Origin of the sequence: Pseudomonas sp. FJ2-5-13 (genome assembly GCF_029201605.1) — a bacterium.
Classification (GTDB): Bacteria; Pseudomonadota; Gammaproteobacteria; order Pseudomonadales; family Pseudomonadaceae; genus Aquipseudomonas; species Aquipseudomonas lactis.
Genome location: NZ_CP104045.1, coordinates 1,937,309 through 1,959,567, shown reverse-complemented (window position 1 = coordinate 1,959,567; position 22,259 = coordinate 1,937,309). Strand labels below are relative to the sequence as shown.

The 22,259-nt window shown below is 59.1% G+C and carries 17 protein-coding genes and 2 pseudogenes; 14 read left to right on the top strand and 5 right to left on the bottom strand.

Annotated elements, in window-relative coordinates:
• The first annotated feature begins 136 nt into the window (after positions 1-136).
• Positions 137-595 (top strand): transposase, encoded by a 459-nt coding sequence (locus tag N2A98_RS08855; RefSeq protein ID WP_153475479.1) that lies wholly within the window; start codon positions 137-139, stop codon positions 593-595.
• Between the two features lie 131 nt (positions 596-726).
• On the opposite strand, the gene N2A98_RS08850 is transcribed toward N2A98_RS08855, so the two are convergent.
• A complete protein-coding gene (locus N2A98_RS08850) occupies positions 727-1,167 on the bottom strand; it encodes a heme-binding protein (RefSeq protein WP_044273006.1) in 441 nt (146 codons plus the stop codon).
• Positions 1,168-1,423: 256 nt separating this feature from the next.
• Here N2A98_RS08850 and gcl point away from each other — a divergent pair, with 256 nt between their 5' ends.
• The 11 genes and pseudogenes from gcl to N2A98_RS08795 all read left to right on the top strand — a co-directional run bounded on the left by gcl (position 1,424) and on the right by N2A98_RS08795 (position 14,337).
• Positions 1,424-3,199: a glyoxylate carboligase gene (gcl, locus tag N2A98_RS08845; RefSeq protein ID WP_003189987.1), complete on the top strand. Its 1,776-nt coding sequence runs from the start codon at positions 1,424-1,426 to the stop codon at positions 3,197-3,199.
• A 10-nt stretch (positions 3,200-3,209) separates the two neighbouring features.
• Positions 3,210-3,992 carry a hydroxypyruvate isomerase gene (hyi, locus tag N2A98_RS08840; protein WP_003189985.1) on the top strand — a complete coding sequence of 261 codons (783 nt, stop codon included), beginning with the start codon at positions 3,210-3,212 and terminating at the stop codon, positions 3,990-3,992.
• 69 nt (positions 3,993-4,061) lie between these two features.
• Entirely contained in the window at positions 4,062-4,952 is an 891-nt protein-coding gene (locus tag N2A98_RS08835) for a 2-hydroxy-3-oxopropionate reductase (protein WP_275623279.1), read from the top strand.
• A gap of 160 nt (positions 4,953-5,112) precedes the next feature.
• Positions 5,113-6,393: a glycerate kinase gene (locus tag N2A98_RS08830; protein WP_275623278.1), complete on the top strand. Its 1,281-nt coding sequence runs from the start codon at positions 5,113-5,115 to the stop codon at positions 6,391-6,393.
• Positions 6,383-7,798, top strand: a complete 1,416-nt coding sequence (gene pyk, locus N2A98_RS08825; RefSeq protein ID WP_047710419.1) for a pyruvate kinase — start codon at positions 6,383-6,385, stop codon at positions 7,796-7,798. The genes N2A98_RS08830 and pyk overlap by 11 nt, the downstream gene beginning before the upstream one ends.
• Positions 7,799-7,806: 8 nt before the next feature.
• Positions 7,807-7,893, top strand: a pseudogene (locus N2A98_RS08820) (outer membrane lipoprotein carrier protein LolA); the annotation flags it as partial.
• Positions 7,894-7,903: 10 nt separating this feature from the next.
• Entirely contained in the window at positions 7,904-8,779 is an 876-nt protein-coding gene (locus tag N2A98_RS08815; protein ID WP_275623277.1) for an urea transporter, read from the top strand.
• 31 nt (positions 8,780-8,810) lie between these two features.
• A complete protein-coding gene (locus N2A98_RS08810) occupies positions 8,811-9,635 on the top strand; it encodes an ion transporter (RefSeq protein ID WP_014717713.1) in 825 nt (274 codons plus the stop codon).
• 94 nt (positions 9,636-9,729) lie between these two features.
• Positions 9,730-10,731: a sulfate ABC transporter substrate-binding protein gene (locus N2A98_RS08805; RefSeq protein WP_003189977.1), complete on the top strand. Its 1,002-nt coding sequence runs from the start codon at positions 9,730-9,732 to the stop codon at positions 10,729-10,731.
• 203 nt (positions 10,732-10,934) lie between these two features.
• Positions 10,935-12,487, top strand: a protein-coding gene (locus N2A98_RS08800; RefSeq protein WP_193791350.1) for an IS3 family transposase whose coding sequence is annotated in 2 segments (ribosomal slippage) — positions 10,935-11,397 and positions 11,397-12,487 — 1,554 coding nt in all. Because the reading frame shifts where the segments join, the coding sequence is not laid out codon by codon here.
• Between the two features lie 644 nt (positions 12,488-13,131).
• Positions 13,132-14,337 (top strand): MFS transporter, encoded by a 1,206-nt coding sequence (locus N2A98_RS08795; protein ID WP_275623276.1) that lies wholly within the window; start codon positions 13,132-13,134, stop codon positions 14,335-14,337.
• Positions 14,338-14,463: 126 nt separating this feature from the next.
• Here the strand turns inward: N2A98_RS08795 and N2A98_RS08790 are convergent, their stop codons facing one another.
• Positions 14,464-16,185, bottom strand: a complete 1,722-nt coding sequence (locus N2A98_RS08790; RefSeq protein ID WP_275623275.1) for a M10 family metallopeptidase C-terminal domain-containing protein — start codon at positions 16,183-16,185, stop codon at positions 14,464-14,466.
• Between the two features lie 400 nt (positions 16,186-16,585).
• Here N2A98_RS08790 and N2A98_RS08785 point away from each other — a divergent pair, with 400 nt between their 5' ends.
• Positions 16,586-17,404, top strand: a complete 819-nt coding sequence (locus tag N2A98_RS08785; RefSeq protein WP_275623635.1) for a hypothetical protein — start codon at positions 16,586-16,588, stop codon at positions 17,402-17,404.
• A 133-nt stretch (positions 17,405-17,537) separates the two neighbouring features.
• Here N2A98_RS08785 and N2A98_RS08780 read toward each other — a convergent pair.
• Positions 17,538-18,137, bottom strand: a pseudogene (locus N2A98_RS08780) (M10 family metallopeptidase C-terminal domain-containing protein); the annotation flags it as partial.
• Between the two features lie 321 nt (positions 18,138-18,458).
• On the opposite strand from N2A98_RS08780, the gene N2A98_RS08775 reads away from it, so the two are divergent.
• Positions 18,459-18,686, top strand: a complete 228-nt coding sequence (locus N2A98_RS08775; protein ID WP_044273107.1) for a hypothetical protein — start codon at positions 18,459-18,461, stop codon at positions 18,684-18,686.
• A gap of 890 nt (positions 18,687-19,576) precedes the next feature.
• Here N2A98_RS08775 and N2A98_RS08770 read toward each other — a convergent pair.
• Together N2A98_RS08770 and phnN are read right to left on the bottom strand one after the other, a co-directional pair.
• Complete coding sequence (locus N2A98_RS08770; RefSeq protein WP_275623274.1) at positions 19,577-21,100, bottom strand: M10 family metallopeptidase C-terminal domain-containing protein; 1,524 nt, start codon at positions 21,098-21,100, stop codon at positions 19,577-19,579.
• Positions 21,101-21,501: 401 nt separating this feature from the next.
• The gene (phnN, locus tag N2A98_RS08765; protein ID WP_078802787.1) at positions 21,502-22,074 is read right to left on the bottom strand and encodes a phosphonate metabolism protein/1,5-bisphosphokinase (PRPP-forming) PhnN; all 573 of its coding nucleotides are present in this window, start codon (positions 22,072-22,074) and stop codon (positions 21,502-21,504) included.
• Between the last annotated feature and the right edge of the window lie 185 nt (positions 22,075-22,259).

The following is a 22,259-nucleotide window of genomic DNA, read 5'->3' as shown; positions in this document are numbered from 1 at the left end:
AACACCGCAAAGCCCCTGTGGGAGCGGGCTTGCCCGCGATAGCGCCCTCCCAGAAACATCCTGCCAAAAGCTCACAGAACAGCCTCAGCCACCGAGATCTAGCCTCTCAGAACCCCATCAGAAGAGAGGCCAAGGAATGCCTGATCTACCTGCTTCAAAACGCCTGCGCATCGGTCGCTATAACGAACCCAACCGCATTTACCTGCTCACCACCAACACCCTTGAACGTGAGCCCATCTTCAGCGACTTCAGACTTGGCCGTCTGGTCGTACACCAATTCAGGATCGCTCAATATAAAGGGCTCGCAACCTCATTGGCCTGGGTAGTAATGCCTGATCATTTCCATTGGCTTGTTGCTCTGGAGAAAGGTTCGCTTGCCGACTTGATGCGACAAGTGAAGTCCAAGAGCACCCGAATTGTGAATGCGGTGGCTGGCCGCCAAGGTCGCCTCTGGCAGCCGGGCTTTCATGATCATGCCGTGCGTCGAGAGGAAAGCCTTGAGGGGATTGCACGCTACATCGTAGCTAATCCACTCAGGGCCGGGCTGGTAAAGAAGTTTGGCGACTATCCGCTGTGGGATGCTATTTGGGTTTGACTGTAGACCGAGTCGACTGCATCGCAGGCAAGCCAGCTCCCACACTGATTGGATTCACACAGTTGGATTTGCGAACACCGCCAATGTGGGAGCTGGCTTGCCTGCGATAGCTTACTCACAGTCAGAACGATTCAAGCCGACACCCCCGCATCCGCCAGCAACCCCACCCCCTCTATCGCGGTGATCGCACACTGCTCGTCAATATCGGACGTGTCCCCGCTGATCCCGATTGCGCCAAGCACCACGCCGCTCTGATCCCGAATCAACACCCCACCCGGCGCCGGCACGACGCTGCCCTGCCCCAGGCTGTTCAACGCGGCGATAAACGCCGGGCGCTGTTGGGCGTCCAGTGCTAGCAAACGTGAGCCCTTGCCCAGGGCGATGGCGCCCCAGGCCTTGCCGATGGCGATCTGCGGGCGTAGCAGGCTGGCGCCGTCTTCGCGTTGCAGGGTGACCAGGTGGCCACCGCTGTCGAGCACGGCGATGGTCAGGGGCGCAGCCGAAATAGTGCGGCCTGCCGTAAGGGCCTGGGTGGCCAGTTGGGTGGCGAGTTTCAAGGTTAAAGCGCTCATAGGTGCCGTCCTTATCTTGTTATGGGTAAAGCGGTGAGGTCTGTTTGATCAGATGCTCGATCACACAAATAGAACACAATGATATTTGTTTTTGTATACAATATTTTCAAACAAAGGCTCCATACGTCGAAAAAAGCGCTTCCGACGAACGCAAAGGTCAGTTTACGAAAGGCATTGACCAACGCAGCTCGGCGTGAATACACTTTGAACAGACACCACTTGTATACAATTACAAAACGCAAGAGGCACCAAAACCATGAGCAAAATGAGAGCAATCGAAGCCGCCGTCCTGGTGATGCGCCGTGAAGGTGTGGATACCGCCTTCGGTATCCCAGGCGCCGCGATCAACCCGCTGTATTCGGCCTTGCAGAAGGTGGGTGGCATCGATCACGTCCTTGCTCGCCACGTTGAAGGCGCCTCGCACATGGCCGAGGGCTACACCCGCACCAAGGCCGGCAATATCGGCGTGTGCATCGGCACTTCCGGCCCGGCAGGTACCGACATGGTCACTGGCCTGTACAGCGCCTCGGCCGACTCGATCCCGATCCTGTGCATCACCGGCCAAGCCCCTCGCGCCCGGATGCACAAGGAAGACTTCCAGGCCGTGGACATCACCAGCATCGTCAAGCCGGTGACCAAGTGGGCAACCACGGTACTGGAACCCGGCCAAGTGCCTTACGCGTTCCAGAAAGCCTTCTATGAAATGCGCTCCGGCCGCCCTGGTCCGGTGCTGATCGACCTGCCCTTCGACGTACAGATGGCCGAGATCGAATTCGACATCGACGCCTACCAGCCGCTACCCCTGGCCAAGCCGCTGGCGACCCGTGTGCAGGTGGAAAAAGCCCTGGCCCTGCTCGATGCAGCCGAACGCCCCTTGCTGGTGAGCGGTGGCGGCGTGATCAACGCCGATGCCAGCGAGCTGCTGGTGGAGTTCGCTGAGTTGACCGGCATTCCGGTGATCCCGACCCTGATGGGCTGGGGCACGATCCCGGACGACCACCCGCTGATGGTGGGCATGGTCGGCCTGCAAACCTCGCACCGCTACGGCAACGCGACGATGCTCAAGTCGGACGTGGTGCTGGGCATCGGCAACCGCTGGGCCAACCGTCACACCGGTTCGGTCGAGGTGTATACCGAGGGCCGTAAATTCATTCATGTCGACATCGAGCCGACCCAGATCGGCCGCGTGTTCACACCGGACTTGGGCATCGTTTCCGACGCCGGCTCCGCGCTGACAATGTTCATCGAAGTGGCCCGCGAGTGGAAAGCCGCCGGCAAGCTCAAGGACCGCAGTGCCTGGTTGCATGACTGCCAACAACGCAAGGCCACCCTGCACCGCAAAACCCACTTCGACAACGTACCGGTCAAGCCGCAGCGCGTGTACGAAGAGATGAACCAGGTGTTCGGCAAAGACACCTGCTACGTCAGCACCATCGGTTTGTCGCAGATTGCCGGCGCGCAATTTTTGCATGTGTACAAGCCACGTCACTGGATCAACTGCGGCCAGGCCGGCCCATTGGGCTGGACCATTCCGGCAGCGCTGGGCGTGGTCAAGGCCGACCCGAGCCGCAAAGTGGTGGCCTTGTCGGGCGACTATGACTTCCAGTTCATGATCGAAGAACTGGCGGTGGGCGCGCAGTTCAAGCTGCCCTACATCCACGTGGTGGTGAACAACTCTTACCTGGGCCTGATCCGCCAGGCCCAGCGTGGGTTCGAGATGGACTACTGCGTGCAGCTGTCCTTCGACAACCTCAACGCCCCGGAACTCAACGGCTACGGCGTCGACCATGTGGCGGTTGCCGAGGGCCTGGGTTGCAAGGCCCTGCGTGTGTTCGAGCCGGGCCAGATCCAACCGGCCTTGCGCCGCGCCCAAGAGATGATCGAAGAATTCAAGGTGCCGGTGATCGTTGAGATTATTCTGGAACGGGTGACCAATATTTCCATGGGCACCGAGATCAACGCCGTCAATGAATTCGAAGATCTGGCCCTGGTCGGCAACGATGCGCCGACTGCCATTTCCCTGCTCGATTAAGGAGAACCCTATGCCGCGCTTTGCTGCCAACCTGTCCATGCTGTTTACCGAACAGGATTTCCTTGCCCGCTTCAAAGCGGCTGCCGATGCCGGTTTCCAGGGCGTGGAGTACCTGTTCCCGTATGAATTCAGCTCTGCCGACATCAAGGCGCAGCTGGACGCCAACGGCCTGACCCAGGTGCTGTTCAACCTGCCAGCCGGTGACTGGGCCAAGGGCGAGCGCGGCCTGGCGTGCCACCCGGACCGGGTCGAGGAGTTCCGTGCCGGGGTCAAGCTGGCCATCGCCTATGCCCAGGTATTGGGCAACACCCAGGTCAACTGCCTGGCGGGTATCCGGCCACAAGGCGTTGATGACGAGACCGTAGAAAAGACCTTCGTCGCCAACCTCAAGTACGCCGCCGAGAAGCTGCAGGCGGCGGGTATCAAGCTGGTGATGGAGATGATCAACACCCGCGACATTCCGGGCTTCTACCTCAACAACACGGCGCAGGCCCTGTCGATTCGCGAGCAAGTGGGCAGCGCCAACCTGTTCCTGCAATACGACATCTACCACATGCAAATCATGGAAGGTGACCTGGCGCGGACCATGGCGACGCACCTGGGCGAGATCAACCACATCCAGCTGGCGGACAACCCAGGACGCAACGAGCCAGGCACCGGTGAGATCAACTACCGCTTCCTGTTCGAGCATCTGGACCGCATTGGTTACGCGGGGTGGGTCGGCTGTGAGTACAAGCCGTTGACCACTACCGAGGCGGGTTTGGGTTGGCTCAAGACCCATAACGCCATCTGACCACTGACACCACACAAAACAATGTGGGATCTGGCTTGCCTGCTCCCACATTAAAAGAGGATTTTGATCATGGCTAAAATCGGATTTATCGGCACCGGCATCATGGGCCAACCCATGGCCGCCAACCTGCAGAAAGCAGGTCATCAACTGTTTCTCTCCGAACATCACGGCAAGGCACCGGCTGAACTGATCAGCGCCGGCGCCGTAGCCCTGGCCAACCCGCAACAAGTGGCCCAGGAAGCCGAGTTCATCATCGTCATGGTGCCCGACACCCCACAAGTCGATGACGTGCTGTTCCGCGCCGACGGCGTGGCTGCGGGCCTGTCACCGAACAAGGTGGTGATCGACATGAGCTCGATCTCCCCGACCGCCACCAAAGCATTCGCCGCCAAGGTCAACCAGGCCGGCGCGCAGTACCTGGACGCCCCGGTGTCCGGTGGTGAAGTCGGCGCCAAGGCCGGCACCTTGAGCATCATGGTCGGCGGCGAACCGCAGACGTTTGAACGCGCGCTGCCGCTGTTCCAGAGCATGGGCAAGAACATCACCCTGGTGGGCGGCAATGGCGATGGCCAGACCGCCAAGGTCGCCAACCAGATCATCGTCGCGCTGAACATCCAGGCGGTGGCCGAAGCGTTGCTGTTCGCCGCCAAAAACGGCGCCGACCCAGCCAAGGTGCGTGAAGCGCTGATGGGTGGCTTTGCATCGTCCAAGATCCTGGAAGTGCACGGCGAGCGCATGATCAAGGGCACCTTCGACCCGGGTTTTCGCATCAACCTGCACCAGAAGGACCTGAACCTGGCCCTGGCCGGCGCCAAGGAACTGGGGATCAACCTGCCGAACACCGCCAGCACCCAGCAAGTGTTCAGCACCTGCACCGCAATTGGCGGCGGCAACTGGGACCACTCGGCACTGATCAAGGGCCTGGAGCATATGGCCAATTTCTCGATTCGCGATAAATAACCCAGCTTGAAATGCACTCCAGTGTGGGAGCTGGCTTGCCTGCGATAGCGGTCTCTGAGTGACAGACCAGGTGCCTGCCCCACCGCTATCGCAGGCAAGCCAGCTCCCACCTTTGAATGTGCTGCACCTCTAATAACAAGAATCCCCCGGGAGCCCGCTTATGTCGGTCGATCCGCAACACCTGCTTCGCGAGCTGTTTGCCACAGCCATCGACGCCGCACACCCCCGGCAAGTCCTTGAACCCTACCTGCCTGCCGACCGCAGTGGCCGTGTGATCGTGATCGGCGCCGGCAAGGCCGCGGCCGCCATGGCGCTGGTCGTCGAAGACTGTTGGCAGGGCGAAGTTTCGGGCCTGGTAGTTACCCGTTACGGCCACGGCGCGCCGTGCAAAAAAATCGAAGTGGTCGAAGCCGCCCACCCGGTTCCGGATGCAGCCGGCCTGGCCGTGGCCCAGCGCGTGCTGGAACTGATCAGCCATCTGGGTGAAGACGACCGCGTGATCTTCCTGCTCTCCGGCGGTGGCTCGGCATTACTGGCCCTGCCCGCCGAGGGCATCACCCTGGCCGACAAGCAAACCATCAATAAAGCCCTGCTTAAATCCGGCGCCACCATTGGCGAGATGAATTGCGTGCGCAAGCACCTCTCGGCCATCAAGGGCGGGCGCTTGGCCAAGGCCGCGTGGCCGGCCACGGTGTACACCTACGCGATCTCCGACGTGCCGGGTGACCAGGCCACGGTGATTGCCTCGGGCCCGACCGTCGGCGACCCGAGTACCTCGCAACAGGCACTGGCGATCCTCAAGCGTTACCAGATCGACGCCCCTGCTTCGGTGCGCAATTGGTTGCAGAACCCGGCCTCGGAAACCGTCAAGCCCGGCGACCCGGTGCTTGCCCGCAGCCACTTCCAATTGATCGCCCGCCCGCAGCAATCCCTGGAAGCAGTGGCAGTAAAAGCGCGCCAGGCCGGTTTCAGCCCGCTGATCCTCGGTGATCTGGAAGGCGAAGCCCGCGATGTGGCCAAGGTACACGCCGGCATCGCCCGGCAGATCGTGCAGCACGGCCAGCCACTGGCGGCGCCGTGCGTGATTCTTTCGGGGGGCGAAACCACCGTCACCGTACGCGGCGACGGCCGTGGCGGGCGTAATGCGGAGTTCCTCTTGAGCCTCACCGACAGCCTCAGGGGCCTGCCCGGCGTGTACGCCCTGGCCGGCGATACCGATGGCATCGACGGTTCGGAAGACAACGCCGGCGCGATCATGACCCCCTGCAGCTACCGCCGTGCCGAAGCCCTGGGCCTGTCGGCCAGTGATGAGCTGGACAACAACAACGGCTACGGCTATTTCGCCGCCCTGGGCGACTTGATCGTCACCGAGCCGACGCGCACCAACGTCAACGACTTCCGCGCCATCCTGATCCTTGAGACTGCCAACCATGACGCCTGACAAGAAGGTCAAAATCCTCGCCACGCTGGGCCCGGCCACCGATGGTATCGACGACATCCGCGAGCTGGTGGAGGCCGGGGTGAATATCTTCCGCCTCAACTTCAGCCACGGCGACCACGCCGACCATGCCCAGCGCTACCAGTGGATTCGCCAGGTCGAGCGCCAGCTCAACTACCCGCTCGGCATCCTCATGGACCTGCAAGGGCCGAAGCTGCGGGTGGGACGCTTCGCCGAGGGCAAGGTGCAGCTCGTACGCGGCCAGGCCCTGCGCCTGGACCTGGATGAAACCCTGGGCGACCAACGCCGGGTCAACCTGCCCCACCCGGAAATCATCGCGGCCCTGGAGCCGGGCATGGACCTGCTGCTCGACGACGGCAAGCTGCGCCTGCGCGTGATTACCAAGCATGCCAACGCCATCGACACCACCGTGCTCAATGGCGGCGAACTGTCTGACCGCAAAGGTGTGAACGTCCCACAAGCGCTGTTGGAACTGAGCCCACTCACCGCCAAGGACCGTCGCGACCTCAGCTTCGGCCTGGAGCTGGGTGTGGACTGGGTAGCACTGTCGTTTGTGCAGCGCCCGGAAGACATCCGCGAAGCCCGCGAGCTGATCGGCGATAAAGCGTTTTTAATGGCCAAGATCGAAAAGCCTTCGGCGGTGCAACGGCTGCGCGAAATCGCCGAATTGAGCGACGCGATCATGGTGGCCCGGGGAGATTTGGGCGTGGAAGTGCCGGCCGAGAGCGTGCCGCAGATCCAGAAAGACATCATCAGCACCTGCCGCCAACTGGGTAAGCCGGTGGTGGTGGCCACGCAGATGCTCGAATCCATGCGCTTCTCCCCGGCACCCACCCGCGCCGAAGTCACCGATGTCGCCAATGCAGTGGCTGAAGGTGCGGACGCGGTGATGCTGTCGGCCGAAACCGCTTCGGGCGAGTACCCACTGGAAGCGGTGCAGATGATGAGCAAGATCATCCGCCAGGTGGAAAACGGCCCGGACTACCAGGCCCAGCTGGACGTCAGCCGGCCCAAGGCGGATGCCACGGTGTCGGACGCCATCAGCTGTGCGATCCGCCGTATCAGCAGCATCCTGCCGGTGGCGGTGCTGGTGAATTACAGCGAGTCCGGCAGTTCCAGCTTGCGCGCGGCGCGGGAACGGCCGGTGGCGCCGATCCTCAACCTCACACCCAACCTGTCCACGGCGCGACGCCTGAGCGTGGCGTGGGGCGTGCACTCGGTGGTCAATGATCGGCTGCGCCAGGTGGATGAGGTGTGTTCCACCGCGCTGGAAATTGCCCAGGCCCAGGGCATGGCGCAGCGTGGCGATACCTTGGTGATTACCGCGGGGGTGCCGTTCGGGCAGCCGGGGTCGACCAATTCGCTGCGTATCGAAACCCTACTGTAGGAGCGCGCTTGCTCGCGAAGAACGTCAACGATGACGCGGGTATCCTGAATGCACGCGGCGCCCTCAGGTTTTTCGCGAGCAAGCTCGCTCCTACAGGGAGCTGACATGCACAACCCAACCTGCCCCGACTGGGCCGAAGCCCTGCTCAACGGCTTCAGCCAAATCTTTCTGCAGCGCCATGCGCTGTGCGGCCTGCTGTGCCTGCTGGCCATCCTGATCGGCGCCCCGGCCTTGCTCGGCGGGGCCTTGCTGGGTGGCGTCGCGGGGTTGCTCACGGCCCAGCGCCGGGGGTATCCCAAGGCCGAGCGCCAGGCCGGGCTGTATAGTTACAACGGCGTGTTGCTGGGCCTGTTGATCAGCCAGCACTTCGCCTGGTCCGCGCTGGTGCCGCCGCTGATCCTGGCGTGCGGCGGCTTGAGTGCCATCCTTACCCGGCACTGGTTGAAACACGCAACCGGGCCCCAGGATTTGCCCGCCTACACCGTGCCCTTTGTTGGCCTGGGCTGGTTGCTGCTCGGCCAGAGTCCTGAAAACGCCCTTGCACTGATCGAGCCCGACACTGTCGCTGTAGTGGCTGCGCCCTTCACCGGCCTTGGGCAAATCATGCTGCTGGACCAGCCCCTGGCGGGTGTACTGATTGCCCTGGGCTTGCTGCTGGCCGACCGTCGCGCCGCCGTGTGGGCCTTGGGCGGCGCCGCTCTGGGCATGCTCGCCGGCTTGTGGCTGAACGACCCCACTGGCGCCCTGCTCGGCCTGCACAGCTATAACCCGGCGCTGGTGGCCCTGGCCCTGTGCTCATCACGTCGCCAGCCCTGGTTACCGCTGCTGGGCATCGGCCTGGCCATCCTGCTCACCCCGGGCTTTGCCGGCCTGCACCTGCCCGCGCTGACCGCGCCGTTTATCCTCGCCTGCTGGCTGGTGCGCGCCGGCCAGCGAATGCTGCACAAGCCTCACATGGACAGCCCGTTCGAATCGCCCTAGGCTTGCTCGATATTCGTTTCGGGCAGGGTTTATGGACAGCAACAACGACTGGCGCCAGCGCCTCTACATCATGGTGTTCCAAAGCGATACCGTCGCCGGGCGGCGCTTTGACGGCATCCTGCTGCTGATCATCCTCGCCAGCCTGGTGATCGTGATGCTCGACAGCATCGACACAATTCACCAGAACTACGCCGACGTGCTGGCCTATATCGAGTGGGGCTTCACGCTGATCTTCGCCATCGAGTACGGCCTGCGCCTGTATTGCTCGCCCAAGCCGCTGCGCTATGCCTTCAGCTTTTATGGCTTGGTGGACCTGCTCGCCATCGTCCCCGGCATCCTCGCGCTGTACTACAGCGATGCCCAGTATCTGCTGATCATCCGCATCATCCGGATGCTGCGCATCTTCCGCGTGCTCAAGCTCAGCCCGTACCTCAAGCAGGCCAACTACCTGATGGCGGCGCTGCGCGGCAGCAAGCAGAAGATCGTGGTGTTCCTGGTCAGCGTGTGCACCCTGGTGACGGTGTTCGGCACCTTGATGTACGTGATCGAAGGCCCGGAACATGGCTTCACCAGTATTCCCAAGGGCATCTACTGGGCGATCGTCACCCTGACCACCGTGGGCTTCGGCGATATCGTGCCCAAGACGCCCCTGGGCCAGGTGATTTCTTCGCTGGTGATGATCACCGGTTACTCGATCATCGCCGTGCCGACGGGTATTTTTACCGCTGAACTGGCCAGTGCCATGCGCGGCGAACAGCTGCATACCGACTGCCCAGTGTGCAAGAAGGACAGCCATGAACCCAACGCCGCGTTTTGCGCGCGCTGTGGCAGCAATCTGTTTCGCAAACTGGAATAAGCAAAGTTCGTTTTAATCTTTAAGGGTCTATGCAGGCCCGGCTATAGTCGCTGGCAAATTGCCTCCCCTCTTCTCGAACAACAAGGAATGAGCAGTGAAAAAGATCCTCAGCGCCTCCCTACTGGCCGCCGGCCTGGCCCTGGCGGGCTCCGCCCAGGCCGCGACCACCCTGCTCAACGTCTCCTACGACGTGATGCGCGACTTCTACAAGGACTACAACGCCGCCTTCCAGAAGCACTGGGCAGCCGAACACCCGGACGACAAGCTGACGTTGCAGATGTCCTTCGGCGGCTCCAGCAAACAGGCACGCTCGGTGATCGACGGCCTGCCCGCCGACGTGATCACCATGAACATGGCCACCGACATCAATGCCCTGGTCGACAACGGCAAACTGGTGCCGGACAACTGGGTAACGCGCTTGCCGAACAACAGCGCGCCGTTCACCTCAGCCACGGTGTTTATCGTGCGCAAAGGCAACCCCAAAGCCTTGAAAGACTGGCCCGACCTGCTCAAGGACGGCGTGCAGGTAATCGTTCCCAACCCGAAAACCTCCGGTAACGGCCGCTACACCTACCTGTCGGCCTGGGGCTACGTGTTGAAGAACGGCGGCGATGAGGAAAAGGCCAAGACCTTCGTTGGCAAGTTGTTCAAGCAAGCGCCAGTGCTGGACACCGGCGGTCGCGCCGCCACCACCACCTTCATGACCAACCAGATTGGCGACGTGCTGGTGACCTTTGAAAACGAAGCCGAAATGATCGCCCGTGAGTTTGGCCGTGATCAGTTCGAAGTAGTCTACCCAAGCGTCTCCGCCGAAGCCGAACCGCCAGTCTCAGTGGTGGATAAAGTGGTCGAGAAAAAAGGCACCCGTGCTGCGGCCGAGGACTACCTCAAGTATCTGTGGTCGCCCGAAGGCCAGGAAATTGCGGCCAACAACTACCTGCGCCCACGGGACCCGAAGGTGTTGGCCAAGTACACCGACCGGTTCCCCAAGGTGGATTTCCTGTCGGTGGAGAAAACCTTTGGTGACTGGCGCACGGTGCAAAAGACCCACTTCAATGATGGCGGCGTGTTCGACCAAATCTACTCTGGCCAATAACCCATCTGACTGAATCAACTCGGTCAAACCTGTGGGAGCTGGCTTGCCTGCGATGACGGCGAGTCAGCTTGCACATGAGCGGCTGACACCCCGCCATCGCAGCATAGGTATCTACACAACTTTGTAGGTTGCCCCCGGTGTCAGGGTAGTTGTCGTGTCCCCCGCTTTTTGAAAAGCATTCCGGGGGCGGCAAGAGTATGGTCATGCCTTTCTATTCAGAAGAACGTAAAGCTGCGCTGCTGAAAATGATGCTTCCGCCCCTGAGCCTCTCGGCGGCGGAGGTCGCTCGGCGCGAAGGTTGTAGCGATATGTCTCTCCATTATTGGCGCAAACAAGCTGCCGCCAGAGGAACGCAATTGTCCGATGCCAAGCAACCGGCCGAAAATTGGTCAGCCGAATCTAAGCTGGCGATCATCATAGAAACAGGTTCGCTATCGGAACTGGAAATCGGTGAGTACTGCCGACGAAAAGGTATTTTTCCCGAGCAAATAACCGATTGGCGCAACGCTTTTATCGCCGGCAGCACGAAACAGTCAACCGCGAAAACTGCAAGCTCCGGACAGTCACGGGATGATAAAAATCGTATCCGTGAACTTGAACGTGAGTTGCGCCGCAAAGATGCAGCCCTGGCTGAAACAGCGGCCTTACTGGTACTACGAAAAAAGCTCAATGCCTACTGGGGGAGCGACGACGAGGCCACCTGACCTTGTTGCCAGAACGGTATTTACTCGTTGATTGGCTTAATGAAGCCATTCTGGCGGGCGCCCGCAGGGCGCCTGCTTGTCAGGAGGTAGGCATTTCACTGAGGACACTGCAACGCTGGAGCTTGCCGCAAGAACTCTTGGCAGATGGACGCACGACGACGCTTAGGCCGATACCGAACAACGCGCTCAGTGAGCTTGAACGGCAAGGCATCGTGACGCTGTGCAACAGCAAAGCCTATGCGCATCTCCCGCCAAGCCAGATCGTGCCGCAATTGGCCGATGAAGGAAGATATGTAGCCTCGGAGGCGACTTTTTATCGTGTGCTGCATGCGGCAGGTCAGCAGCATCACCGATCTAGAGCCAAGCGACCGCATCGCCATGAGGCACCGACCACTTACGCAGCGACTTCAGCTAATCAGGTGTGGTCATGGGACATCACCTACTTGCCGTCCCCGGTTCGCGGGAAATTTTACTACCTCTATCTGATCGAAGACATCTACAGCCGAAAAGCCGTGGGCTGGGAAGTTTATGAAGCCGAGAGCGGGGAAAAGGCGGCAGCGTTGCTGCAACGAAGCGTGACTCAGGAGAAGTGTTGGCGCCAGCCGCTGGTGCTTCACTCGGACAACGGTGCACCGATGAAATCGGTGACGTTACTGACCAAGATGTATGACCTGGGCATCACGCCGTCTCGCGGTCGACCACGGGTTAGCAACGACAACCCGTACTCGGAATCACTGTTCAGGACACTGAAATACTGCCCGCAGTGGCCACAGGCGGGGTTTACCAGCCTGGATGATGCGCGTATCTGGGTGAGGAATTTTATGACCTGGTACAACACCGTGCACCGTCATAGCCGGATCCGCTTCGTAACACCGGCTCAACGTCATGAAGGAAAAGACCGAGAAATCTTGGCTCGTCGAGATGCGATATACCGGCAGGCCAGAGAGAAAAGACCGGAACGATGGTCAGGAGAGACACGCAACTGGAACCCTATCGGAACGGTGTATCTGAACCCTGAAAGGGAACTGACCGTGGTAATAAAAATCGCGTAGCGCGACGGTGGACGCGACAACTACCTTGAAAAACGCCGGTTGTAGCAGCCAACGCTAACCACGATGCGAAGCGAGCCGCTCTTGATCTTGATCTGCTTGTGATCTTGATCTGGCTTTTGATCTTAGGCGCCCCGTTAAACCACGCTGGCCGAACGCAGGCTTGAATTCGTGGGTAACCCGGCAGGACGCCGGGTTAGCCGCCCCGCGCCATGGATGGCGCGTGGCGGCGGCCCACGGATTCAAGCCTGTGTTCGGGCACACCGAGCCCAAGCGAGGTGCCGAGTGGTGGGGCAAGAGCGTTTTGCTTACTTTTGCGCTGTTCAAAAGTGAGCCGCCGTCAGGGCGGAACCCTAAGTGGCCGTTACCGCAGCAATGGATATGTACCCAATCCAACTGTGTCGCCTGTCAGGCCGCCTTCGCGAGCAAGCCCGCTCCCACAGTTGGATTGCGGAGCGTCAGGTAGATAGGCGTCGACTGGCAGGCCGTCATCGCAGGCAAGCCAGCTCCCACTTTTTTTGCGTGAAACAGATGTGTCTGAATGTATCATCAGCCGACATAAGTGATATCACCACAAGCAACCTACTCACTTGCAGGCCTTGTCTTTACTCTCCCACCCCATCGTCCTTCGCCTTTATGAGTACACCATGAACGCAACCTCTCACGCTGCTGGCACCATGACCCGGGGCATGGTCATGCTGTTCGCGTTTTGCTGCGGCGCCATCGTCGCCAACATCTACTATGCGCAACCGATCATCGAGCTGATTGCCCCAGACATTGGCCTGACGCCGGCAATGGCCAGCCTGATCGTGTCCCTCACGCAAATCGGCTATGCCCTGGGCCTGTTCTTTCTGGTGCCCCTGGGCGACCTGCTGGAAAACCGCAAGCTGATGATTGCCACCACCGTCGTGGCGATCGCCAGCCTGTTGGGCGCGGCGTTTATCGAACAGCCGAACCTGTTCCTGCTGGTGTCGTTGCTGATCGGTTTCAGTTCCGTCTCGGTGCAGATCCTGATTCCGCTGGCCGCACACCTGGCGCCCGCCGAGTCTCGTGGCCGGGTGGTCGGCAGTATCATGGGCGGCCTGCTGCTGGGCATCCTGCTGGCACGGCCGGTGTCGAGCGTGGTGGCCGACCACTTCGGCTGGCGTGCGATGTTCATGGCGGCCGCGGCGCTGATGGCGTTTATCAGCGTGGTGCTGATGCTGACCATCCCCAAGCGCCAACCCGATCACAGTGCCAGCTACGGCCAATTGCTGCATTCGCTGGGCACCCTGCTGCGTGAGCAACCGCTGTTGCGCCAGCGGGCGTTCTACCAGGGTTGCATGTTCGCCGCCTTCAGCCTGTTCTGGACTGCCGCACCACTGGAACTGGCACGTAACCACGGCCTGAGCCAAAGCGAAATCGCACTGTTTGCCCTGGTCGGTGCCCTTGGCGCCATTGCCGCGCCCATGGCCGGTCGCCTGGCCGATGCCGGCCATACCCACCGCGCCTCGCTGCTGGCGATGCTGTTTGGTGCGCTGAGCTTCCTGCCGGCGTTGGTGCACCCGCTCTACAGCGTGATCGGCCTGGCAGTCACCGGGGTGGTCCTGGATTTCTGCGTGCAGATGAACATGGTCCTCGGCCAACGCGCCATCTACGCCCTCGACGCCCACAGCCGCAGCCGTCTGAACGCGCTGTACATGACCAGCATCTTCATCGGCGGAGCATTCGGCTCGGCGATTGCCAGCAGCGTGTATGAACACGGCGGCTGGTTGGCTGTAATGCTGGTGGGCAGTGCATTTGCCCTGGTCGCCTTGTTGCGCTTCTTGAGTGCGTCACGTAAAGCCGCGTTGGGCACCGCGCAAGCGTCCTGACGGGTCATTGGCCCAACAAAAATTTTTCACAACGCACAAAGGGGCGGGACTTGATCAATCATTGATTAAGTCCCGCCCCGCCTTGCTTCAAGCAATGGCGACCGTCAAAGGTGCGCGATCACGTCGTTAGAGATAACCGCCATCTTTGATGTTGAGCCCGATGACATCTTCCGGGCTGATCATTCGGGTGCTTTTGATCAGGAAGTCGGTCTTGCCATCGCCATCCAGGTCGATCGCCAACAGGTAACGTCCCGACAGCGGATTGAACTTGATGATGGTGTCACCCGCCGCCCCGGTGTAGTTGTCGACGAAGTTCAAAGTGACCTTGCCGTCGAGCGCCATTTGCGACAGATCGATCTTGTCTTGCCCCGTTTTGAAGTCCAGTAACAAGTCGGCATTGGCACGGGTTGAATCGCTGAAGGCATTGAACTTGAAGGTGTTCCAACCCTCGCCGCCCACCAGCGTATCGGCCCCTGCACCACCGGTCAGTACGTTATCGGCGCTGTTACCAATGATGCGATCGTTACCGTGGCCCCCCACGGCATTTTCGATCACGGTCTTCTCGCCGATCCTGACGTTTTCCCTCATCCCGCCTACGCTGGACAGCGCACCACCACGCAAGTCGATGATTTGATCCTGCTTGAAGCCAGAGAAATCAAAGGTATCGTTCCCGCGCTGATCCCAGATATTGAATTTGGGTTTATCGGACGCTGACGTCAGGGTAGTTTCCAACCTGCCGGTATTCGAGTTGAACCCGTAGGTGGTGTCGTCCGTCCTGGTGTCGCCGCCTGCCTTGGGCTGTTCAACCGCTGGCTCCTTGGTGCCGCTTGCCTTGGGCTGTTCAACCACCGGCTCCTTGGTGCCGGTGCCGCTTGCCTTGGGCTGTTCAACCACTGGCTCCTTGGTGCCGCCTGCCTTGGGCTGTTCAACCACTGGCTCCTTGGTGCCGCTTGCCTTGGGCTGTTCAACCACCGGCTCCTTGGTGCCGCTTGCCTTGGGCTGTTCAACCACTGGCTCCTTGGTGCCGCTTGCCTTGGGCTGCTCAACCACTGGCTCCTTGGTGCCGCTTGCCTTGGGCTGTTCAACCACTGGCTCCTTGGTGCCGCTTGCCTTGGGCTGTTCAACCACTGGTTCCTTGGTGCCGCTTGCCTTGGGCTGTTCAGCCACTGGCTCCTTGGTGCCGCTTGCCTTGGGCTGTTCAGCCACTGGCTCCTTGGTGCCGCTTGCCTTGGGCTGTTCAACCACTGGTTCCTTGGTGCCGCTTGCCTTGGGCTGTTCAGCCACTGGCTCCTTGGTGCCGCTTGCCTTGGGCTGCTCAACCACTGGTTCCTTGGTGCCGCTTGCCTTGGGCTGTTCAACCACTGGTTCCTTGGTGCCGCCGCGTGGCTTTAGCCGATCAGTTAATGGCGTTTTGTAGCCGCTCGGCTTGGGCTTAGTCGTTACTGGCTTGGTATCGCCGTCCGAGATGGGCTGATCCGCTGCCGGTTTGGTTTCGCCGTTTGACTTGGGCTCAGCAGTGGGTTCGGTATCTGCCTGTGGCTTCGAATAGCACTGAGCCATTACCGTTTTGCCGGAATTAACGTCTCCCAGTTGAAGCAGTCCGGAGTTCAGGCTCAATCCATACATTCGCTGCTGGCCAGTGCGTTCACCTACCAGCGGAGCGGAAAGACTAAGTAACTTGGAGCTTGTCGAGACGTGGTTGTCTGCTGCGGAGTTCGCATTGCCGTGAGAAGACTTAGCGGCTTCACTGCCTCCCTGGCTTCCAGGATGTGCCAGCGATGACGGCTGAGGAGTCACGCTCGGCGTGGGCATATAGTGGTTTGCAGCGGATGGATTGACATTAATCATAATTACGTTTTCTCAGTTAGTTAAAAACAACAACACGACACTTCACAAGTAAGGCACCCATGAATTCTTAAATAGCCGGTCTCAAACATGACCACTTAAACTTTTCAGCGAGCGTCATAAAACAGCCAAGTTATTACGTGTAGTCAGCACTTACGCTTGGCCTGATGTTTCACTCATAACAGCGATGGACTTGAATAGACTCAGCGCGCGTCTGACATTGAATGGTTCCACCTTCAACCCCGCGCGGAAAACGCCGACTGATCAAAAGCCGACGCGTGCATCGCGCGGGACTGACCTGAATGGGTATTGAAGCCATAGGCCGGTCTTGAATTTCGAATGAAAGCTTTCGGCTCACACGGATCTGTACGAGGGATGGGTCTGGGCTCACACGGAACCGGGCGTGGCTTCGGCTCACACAGATCCGGACGTGGCTGTGGCTCACACGGATCTGGACGTGGCTGCGGCTCACGCGGGTATGGTCGCGGCTTCGGTTCACACGGATCCGGACGTGGTTGTGGCTCACACGGATCTGGACGTGGCTGTGGCTCACACGGATCTGGACGTGGCTGCGGCTCACGCGGATATGGACGCGGCTTCGGTTCACACGGATCCGGACGTGGCTGTGGTTCACGCGGGTCTGGACGCGGCTGCGGTTCACGTGGATCCGGACGTGGCTGTGGTTCACGCGGGTCTGGACGCGGCTGCGGTTCACGTGGATCCGGACGTGGCTGTGGTTCACGCGGATCCGGACGTGGTTGTGGTTCACGCGGGTCTGGACGCGGCTGCGGTTCACGTGGATCCGGACGTGGCTGTGGTTCACGCGGGTCTGGACGCGGCTGCGGTTCACGTGGATCCGGACGTGGTTGTGGTTCACGCGGGTCTGGACGCGGTTTCGGTTCACGTGGATCCGGACGTGGCTGTGGTTCACGCGGATCCGGACGTGGTTGCGGTTCACGTGGATCCGGACGTGGCTTCGGTTCACATGGATCCGGGCGCGGCTTTGGCTCACATGGATCCGGACGTGGCTTTGGCTCACACGGCTCCGGACGTGGCTTCGGCTCACACGGATCCGGACATGGCTTCGGCTCACACGGATCCGGGCGTGGCTTCGGCTCACACGGATCCGGGCGCGGCTTCGGTTCACACGGATCCGGACGTGGTTTCGGTTTTGACTCCTCCGGTTTTGGTTCCGGCTTGGGTTTGGGCTCCTCGGGTTTAGGACGCGGCGCAGGCTTGGGGTCTTTCGGTTCAGCGTTTACCGTTGGAGTGTCGCCCTGCGCCAGGACATCGCCTGCTTTTATCTGGCCAAGGCTTTTGATTAATAGGTCTGCCTTACCGTTACCCGTGAGATCCAGGGCCAGACTCCCCTCGTTGCTACCCTGGTTGTAACTTATCACCGCCTGACCGGGTTGACCGGTTAAGCGTTCGACGAATTTAAGCGCACTGAGATCCGCCTGTTTCAGGACGGCGCGAACATCAATCTTGTCTGAGCCACTCTGAAAATCCAGAATGACGTCGGGATTATCCGGGGTGGAGTCACTGGCGTGATCATAAACGAAGGTATCTGCACCGCCCCCCCCAGACAACCGGTCTGCTCCCCCGCCTCCTTTGAGACGATTGGCAACAGCATTACCTATCAGGGCATCATTCCCTTTACCGCCCACTGCGTTCTCCAGTATGACGCCCTTGGCAACGGAGACATTACCCTTCAACGCGCCCACATCCGAAAAGGACTCGGCGTTGAGGTTGATTTTCTGATGCTGTGAATACCCGGAGAAATCCAGAGTGTCGTTGCCTCCCCCATCCCACACACAGAAAATAGAATTGTCATTCGCCGACTTCAAACTAAGCGCTTCACGGTTCGTATTGGAATTAAACCCATAGGTCGTGTCGGTATTGCGTGTTTTAGTATTCGCCCCATAAAGTTTCTGGGCAGCCGCTATGTCATCCATCATCGGCGCAGAGGGGTACAGCAATTTAAAGTCATGCCCGGGCTGATTTTTCTCCGAAAAGTAACTCATGACAGAACGCGCTTGAGTATCCCCGGCATACGTTGCATGACGTCCATAGTTACCGTTACCGTCATAGTTTCCCGGATGCTCCAACCCAAGGGCGTGGCCTAGTTCATGAACTAAAACCATACGAAAGAAATGCCCCGGTGACGGGTTCGCCCCCACATTCTGCGTTCCAATGTTTGCGGAAGTCTGGGTCATAGAGCGATGGGGAAGTGAAGCCACCCCTCCCGAGGAGTCGGGCATGTCATTGATATCAACATGGCCGTCACGATGCGGCGCTTTTTCGGTAAATGTCACGTTAGCGACATCCTGCCAGGACTGCATTGCCTGCCTGGCTTGCTCTGCCTGCTGTGGAGTGAAGCCCTTGGCGACGCGATAGGACAACGTGGTTTTGCCGTCACCGTTATTGTCATGAACCTTGTAACCGCCGCGGGTGAGCTGTTTCCCAGCCTGTTGCGAAGTGAACACCGGCTTTTTGCTGTTTAGCGTAGATACCTCAGCAGGGCCCTCAGGGCTGAAACTGCTCCCGGGATCCAGCGCGTGGGGCACACCAACATTAGTTGTGGATGGTCCTGGCATTCTCATAAACCAAAGTCCTCATAAAAATCAGACTCGAACGATAAAATTTAAAACATTCGAGATACCGATTCCGCCCAACAAGAGCAGCAGTAGTTATCGGCACCGCTTTAAATTCGCACACTCCCTAGCCGCAGGCCAGCGACGAATTAATTCAACTCGACACACTCTAAAATTTAAAAACACTTTGACCCAACAACCGAAAAACTCTGAAACCGCAGTGGCGGAACCACCGCCCGGCAAAAACGATAAGCACCTGTTTTATATGAAAATAAAATTCCACAACCACGCTTATGGTCATTTTTATTGCAAAGCATTATTCACAATCAGACAAGACCCTTACCGTACAAAAACATATAGCCAACTTAAACTTTTTAACGCGCCCTACACAACAGTTTGATTAAAGGGCGAATAGCAGAATAGGAAGTGAAGGAAAAAATCCACAGGTTGCATAGAGGGGTTTTATGTCTGGCCCTCAACGGTAATTCAAGGCACTGCAACAGCCGATCAGGCTGATCTCGCCCAAACGCAATCATGAAAAACATACGGATGCTACGGCCAATGAATAGCTGTGCAGAACGCGCAACGCGATTGCCCCATGGAACCACGAAACAGGAAGGCATCACCGAGATAGCCTGGTGAAAAGCGCACCACATCAATATGAGCGTGTCTGGAAGGTAACGATGCTGCACGTGACAGGCAGGCTTGAACGCGATGCCGCGCACGTCCAAACCTGGAGAGAAGGAAACCTGGGTAACGGCTTTTAAAGCAGGAAGGTGTTCACTGATCGAAGCGTGGGCTCAGCTGAATATCGACCACACCCTGTTGAGGAAGCCTTTGAACGACGAAAAAATTTTCTCGAAAAACCCTCCACCGGGCCGAGGGGCCGGTTCAGGTTCGGGCTCAGGCTCAGGCTCGGGTTCAGTCGGCTCTGAAGTAGGCGCCGGGATGGGGTCCGAAACAGGCACGACAGGGGGGGGCGGCGTCGGCGTCACGGTCGGCGCTTGCCCGTTCCAGATCACGTCCGTCTGTTTGATCTGGCTTTGGCTGACCACCAGGAGGTCCGCCGAGCCATTGCCCGTCGTATCCACCGCCAATGTGAAACGACCGGTTTTCGGGTCCTGGCCGAGCACGGCGTCCCCGGCTTTGCCGCTCAATCGTTCAGAGAAATTCAACGCTTTGAGCCCCGCCTCCTGAAGAACGCCGGCCAGGTCGATCTTGTCGATCCCGCTTTGGAAGTCCTGGATGATGTCAGGTTTTTGCGCGGTTGAATCGCTGGCACGGTGGTAGACAAAGGTGTCTGCCCCAGCGCCACCGAACAACGTGTCAGCCCCCCTGCCACCCGTAAGGCGATTATTGCCCTCGTTTCCCGTCAAGGTATCGTTGCCAGCACCGCCAATGGCGTTTTCCACCATGACGCCCTTGGCAACCGACACATTCCCGCGCAAGCCACCCACATCCGAAAACGCCTCGGCCTTGAGGTTAATGGTTTGGTTCTGGGTGAACCCGGAAAAATCGAGTGTGTCGTTACCCCCGCCATCCCAAACGGTGAAAATCGGTTTGTCACTCCCCCGTTTAAGGCTGTACACCTCCCGACCAGAATTGGAATTGAAACCGTAGGTAGTGTCGGTATTGCGGGTTTTGGTATTGGCGCCGTAAAGCCGCTGTGCTGCGGCGATATCGTCCATCATCGGTGCCGCTGGGCTGAGCCGGGCAAAATTGTGCCCGGGCTGATGGGTCTCTTCCCAATAACTCATGACACTGCGTGCCTTGGTGTCCTGGGCGTATTCGGCATTGCGCCCGTAATTGAAGCCCTGGCCATTGTAGTCACCTGGATGGCTCAACCCCAAGGTATGCCCCAGTTCATGGATCAACAAACCCAGGAAGTGACTGCCCATTGTCGGGTTCTGCCCACCGTAGGTGCCTATGTTGGCTTGGAGTTTCGCATAATGAGCGTACGGCAAGTCCGCATTGCCTGCCGACCCGCCAATCCCATTGATAGTGATGTTGCCATCGGTGTTTGAGCCCTTTTCAACAAATTGGATATTGGCGACATCGGCCCAGTATTGAAGGGCTTGCCTGGCTCGCTCTTTCTGAGCTGCATTGAAGCCCCCGCTGAAGTTGAAACCCACGACAACTTTGCCATCTCTATTACTGTCCTTAAACTTGGTACCCCTGCGCGTGATATGTTTTGCCGCCTGGTCCGTGGTGAAAGATTTTTTATTATTGGCCCAGAGAATAACTTGATTCTCATCGGCGGAGAAATGCGAGTGCGACGTCTCTGGGACATGCGACTGGGTAGACTGCCTAACCGGGATATGCATGGTGCTTTATTACTCTGAACAGTGAAATGACCCGTCCATGTATAGAAGTTATCGATGCTGACTGATCCATTACCAGCCCGATAAAGCTCCCATATTGAAAACGTCTTCACCATCGCTAATTCTTTGCAAGAACCCACTATAAACACGCTCGCAAAAAATCCGCACACGTTTTATTCAGCGCAACCTACCCACCCTTATTGACTGACCGCGACACGCCCTAACACAACAGACATAAAAACCTGCCAAAAAATAACTTAATTGGCCCACTCATCAACTTTCAAATATTCAGTAAACCAAACAAACACATCAGCGAAAAATAAGCTGGGTGCCGGGGTTTTATCGGAGCTCTGACATCACCACGCACTACATGAACGTATTGCCCCACCCTACCGAGATTGGGGTCAGGTGCATACGCTATGCCCGTGGTCCAGGCAGCACAGCAAGCGTTCGACGGTATGCGCCAACGGGCCGGAATTATCCAATACGAACAAACCGGCGCCATGACCGGCAATCAATTGGGCGGTGAACCGCGCATTGCGCGCCAGGCGTTCCTCGATGTCCACCAATGACTCCCGCCCACGAGCAATCAGACGTTGGCGCAGCACGGCTTGATCCACCGTCAGCAGCAATACCAACAAGGTCGGATAACGCTCGCGGGTCTGCGCCAGGTGGGCACGGGAGCCATTGACCAGCACGTCGTCCCCGGCGGCCAACCACTCGTCGATCTCCTTGGGAATGCCGTAAGACAAGCCATTAGCCTGCCAGCTCAAGGCAAATGCGCCCTCGGCCTCCATGGCCGCAAACTGCTCGGGGCTCACCCCTTGCGCCGCTTCGCCCACCGCCTCCGCCGACCGTGTGATCACCCGTCGCACCATACGGCACCCACGCTCGACCAGGCGTGGACGTGCGGCATCCAGCAGACTGTCTTTGCCCGAACCCGATGGCCCGATGAGATAGATCAACCTGCCTGCCATTAAAAACCCTCTTCGTTCGTCTCCAGACCGGTACATCCCCGGCCCCACTGCGCAGCGCCTGGTTTACACCTGGGAGGCCGCGTCGTCGTGGTCGTAAGAAAGTATACCTAGCAATCATTCCCACGCTAGGCCAGCGATGGTCACATTACGCCAGGGCGCTGCGCATTCGGCGCATACACCGGGCT

Excerpts from the sequence above, each read along its gene's own strand:
- N2A98_RS08855 (WP_153475479.1), top strand. The coding sequence starts at position 137 with ATGCCTGATCTACCTGCTTCAAAACGCCTGCGCATCGGTCGCTATAAC.
- N2A98_RS08850 (WP_044273006.1), bottom strand. The coding sequence starts at position 1,167 with ATGAGCGCTTTAACCTTGAAACTCGCCACCCAACTGGCCACCCAGGCC.
- gcl (WP_003189987.1), top strand. The coding sequence starts at position 1,424 with ATGAGCAAAATGAGAGCAATCGAAGCCGCCGTCCTGGTGATGCGCCGT.
- hyi (WP_003189985.1), top strand. The coding sequence starts at position 3,210 with ATGCCGCGCTTTGCTGCCAACCTGTCCATGCTGTTTACCGAACAGGAT.
- N2A98_RS08835 (WP_275623279.1), top strand. The coding sequence starts at position 4,062 with ATGGCTAAAATCGGATTTATCGGCACCGGCATCATGGGCCAACCCATG.
- N2A98_RS08830 (WP_275623278.1), top strand. The coding sequence starts at position 5,113 with ATGTCGGTCGATCCGCAACACCTGCTTCGCGAGCTGTTTGCCACAGCC.
- pyk (WP_047710419.1), top strand. The coding sequence starts at position 6,383 with ATGACGCCTGACAAGAAGGTCAAAATCCTCGCCACGCTGGGCCCGGCC.
- N2A98_RS08815 (WP_275623277.1), top strand. The coding sequence starts at position 7,904 with ATGCACAACCCAACCTGCCCCGACTGGGCCGAAGCCCTGCTCAACGGC.
- N2A98_RS08810 (WP_014717713.1), top strand. The coding sequence starts at position 8,811 with ATGGACAGCAACAACGACTGGCGCCAGCGCCTCTACATCATGGTGTTC.
- N2A98_RS08795 (WP_275623276.1), top strand. The coding sequence starts at position 13,132 with ATGAACGCAACCTCTCACGCTGCTGGCACCATGACCCGGGGCATGGTC.
- N2A98_RS08790 (WP_275623275.1), bottom strand. The coding sequence starts at position 16,185 with ATGATTAATGTCAATCCATCCGCTGCAAACCACTATATGCCCACGCCG.
- N2A98_RS08775 (WP_044273107.1), top strand. The coding sequence starts at position 18,459 with ATGGCCGTCACGATGCGGCGCTTTTTCGGTAAATGTCACGTTAGCGAC.
- N2A98_RS08770 (WP_275623274.1), bottom strand. The coding sequence starts at position 21,100 with ATGCATATCCCGGTTAGGCAGTCTACCCAGTCGCATGTCCCAGAGACG.
- phnN (WP_078802787.1), bottom strand. The coding sequence starts at position 22,074 with ATGGCAGGCAGGTTGATCTATCTCATCGGGCCATCGGGTTCGGGCAAA.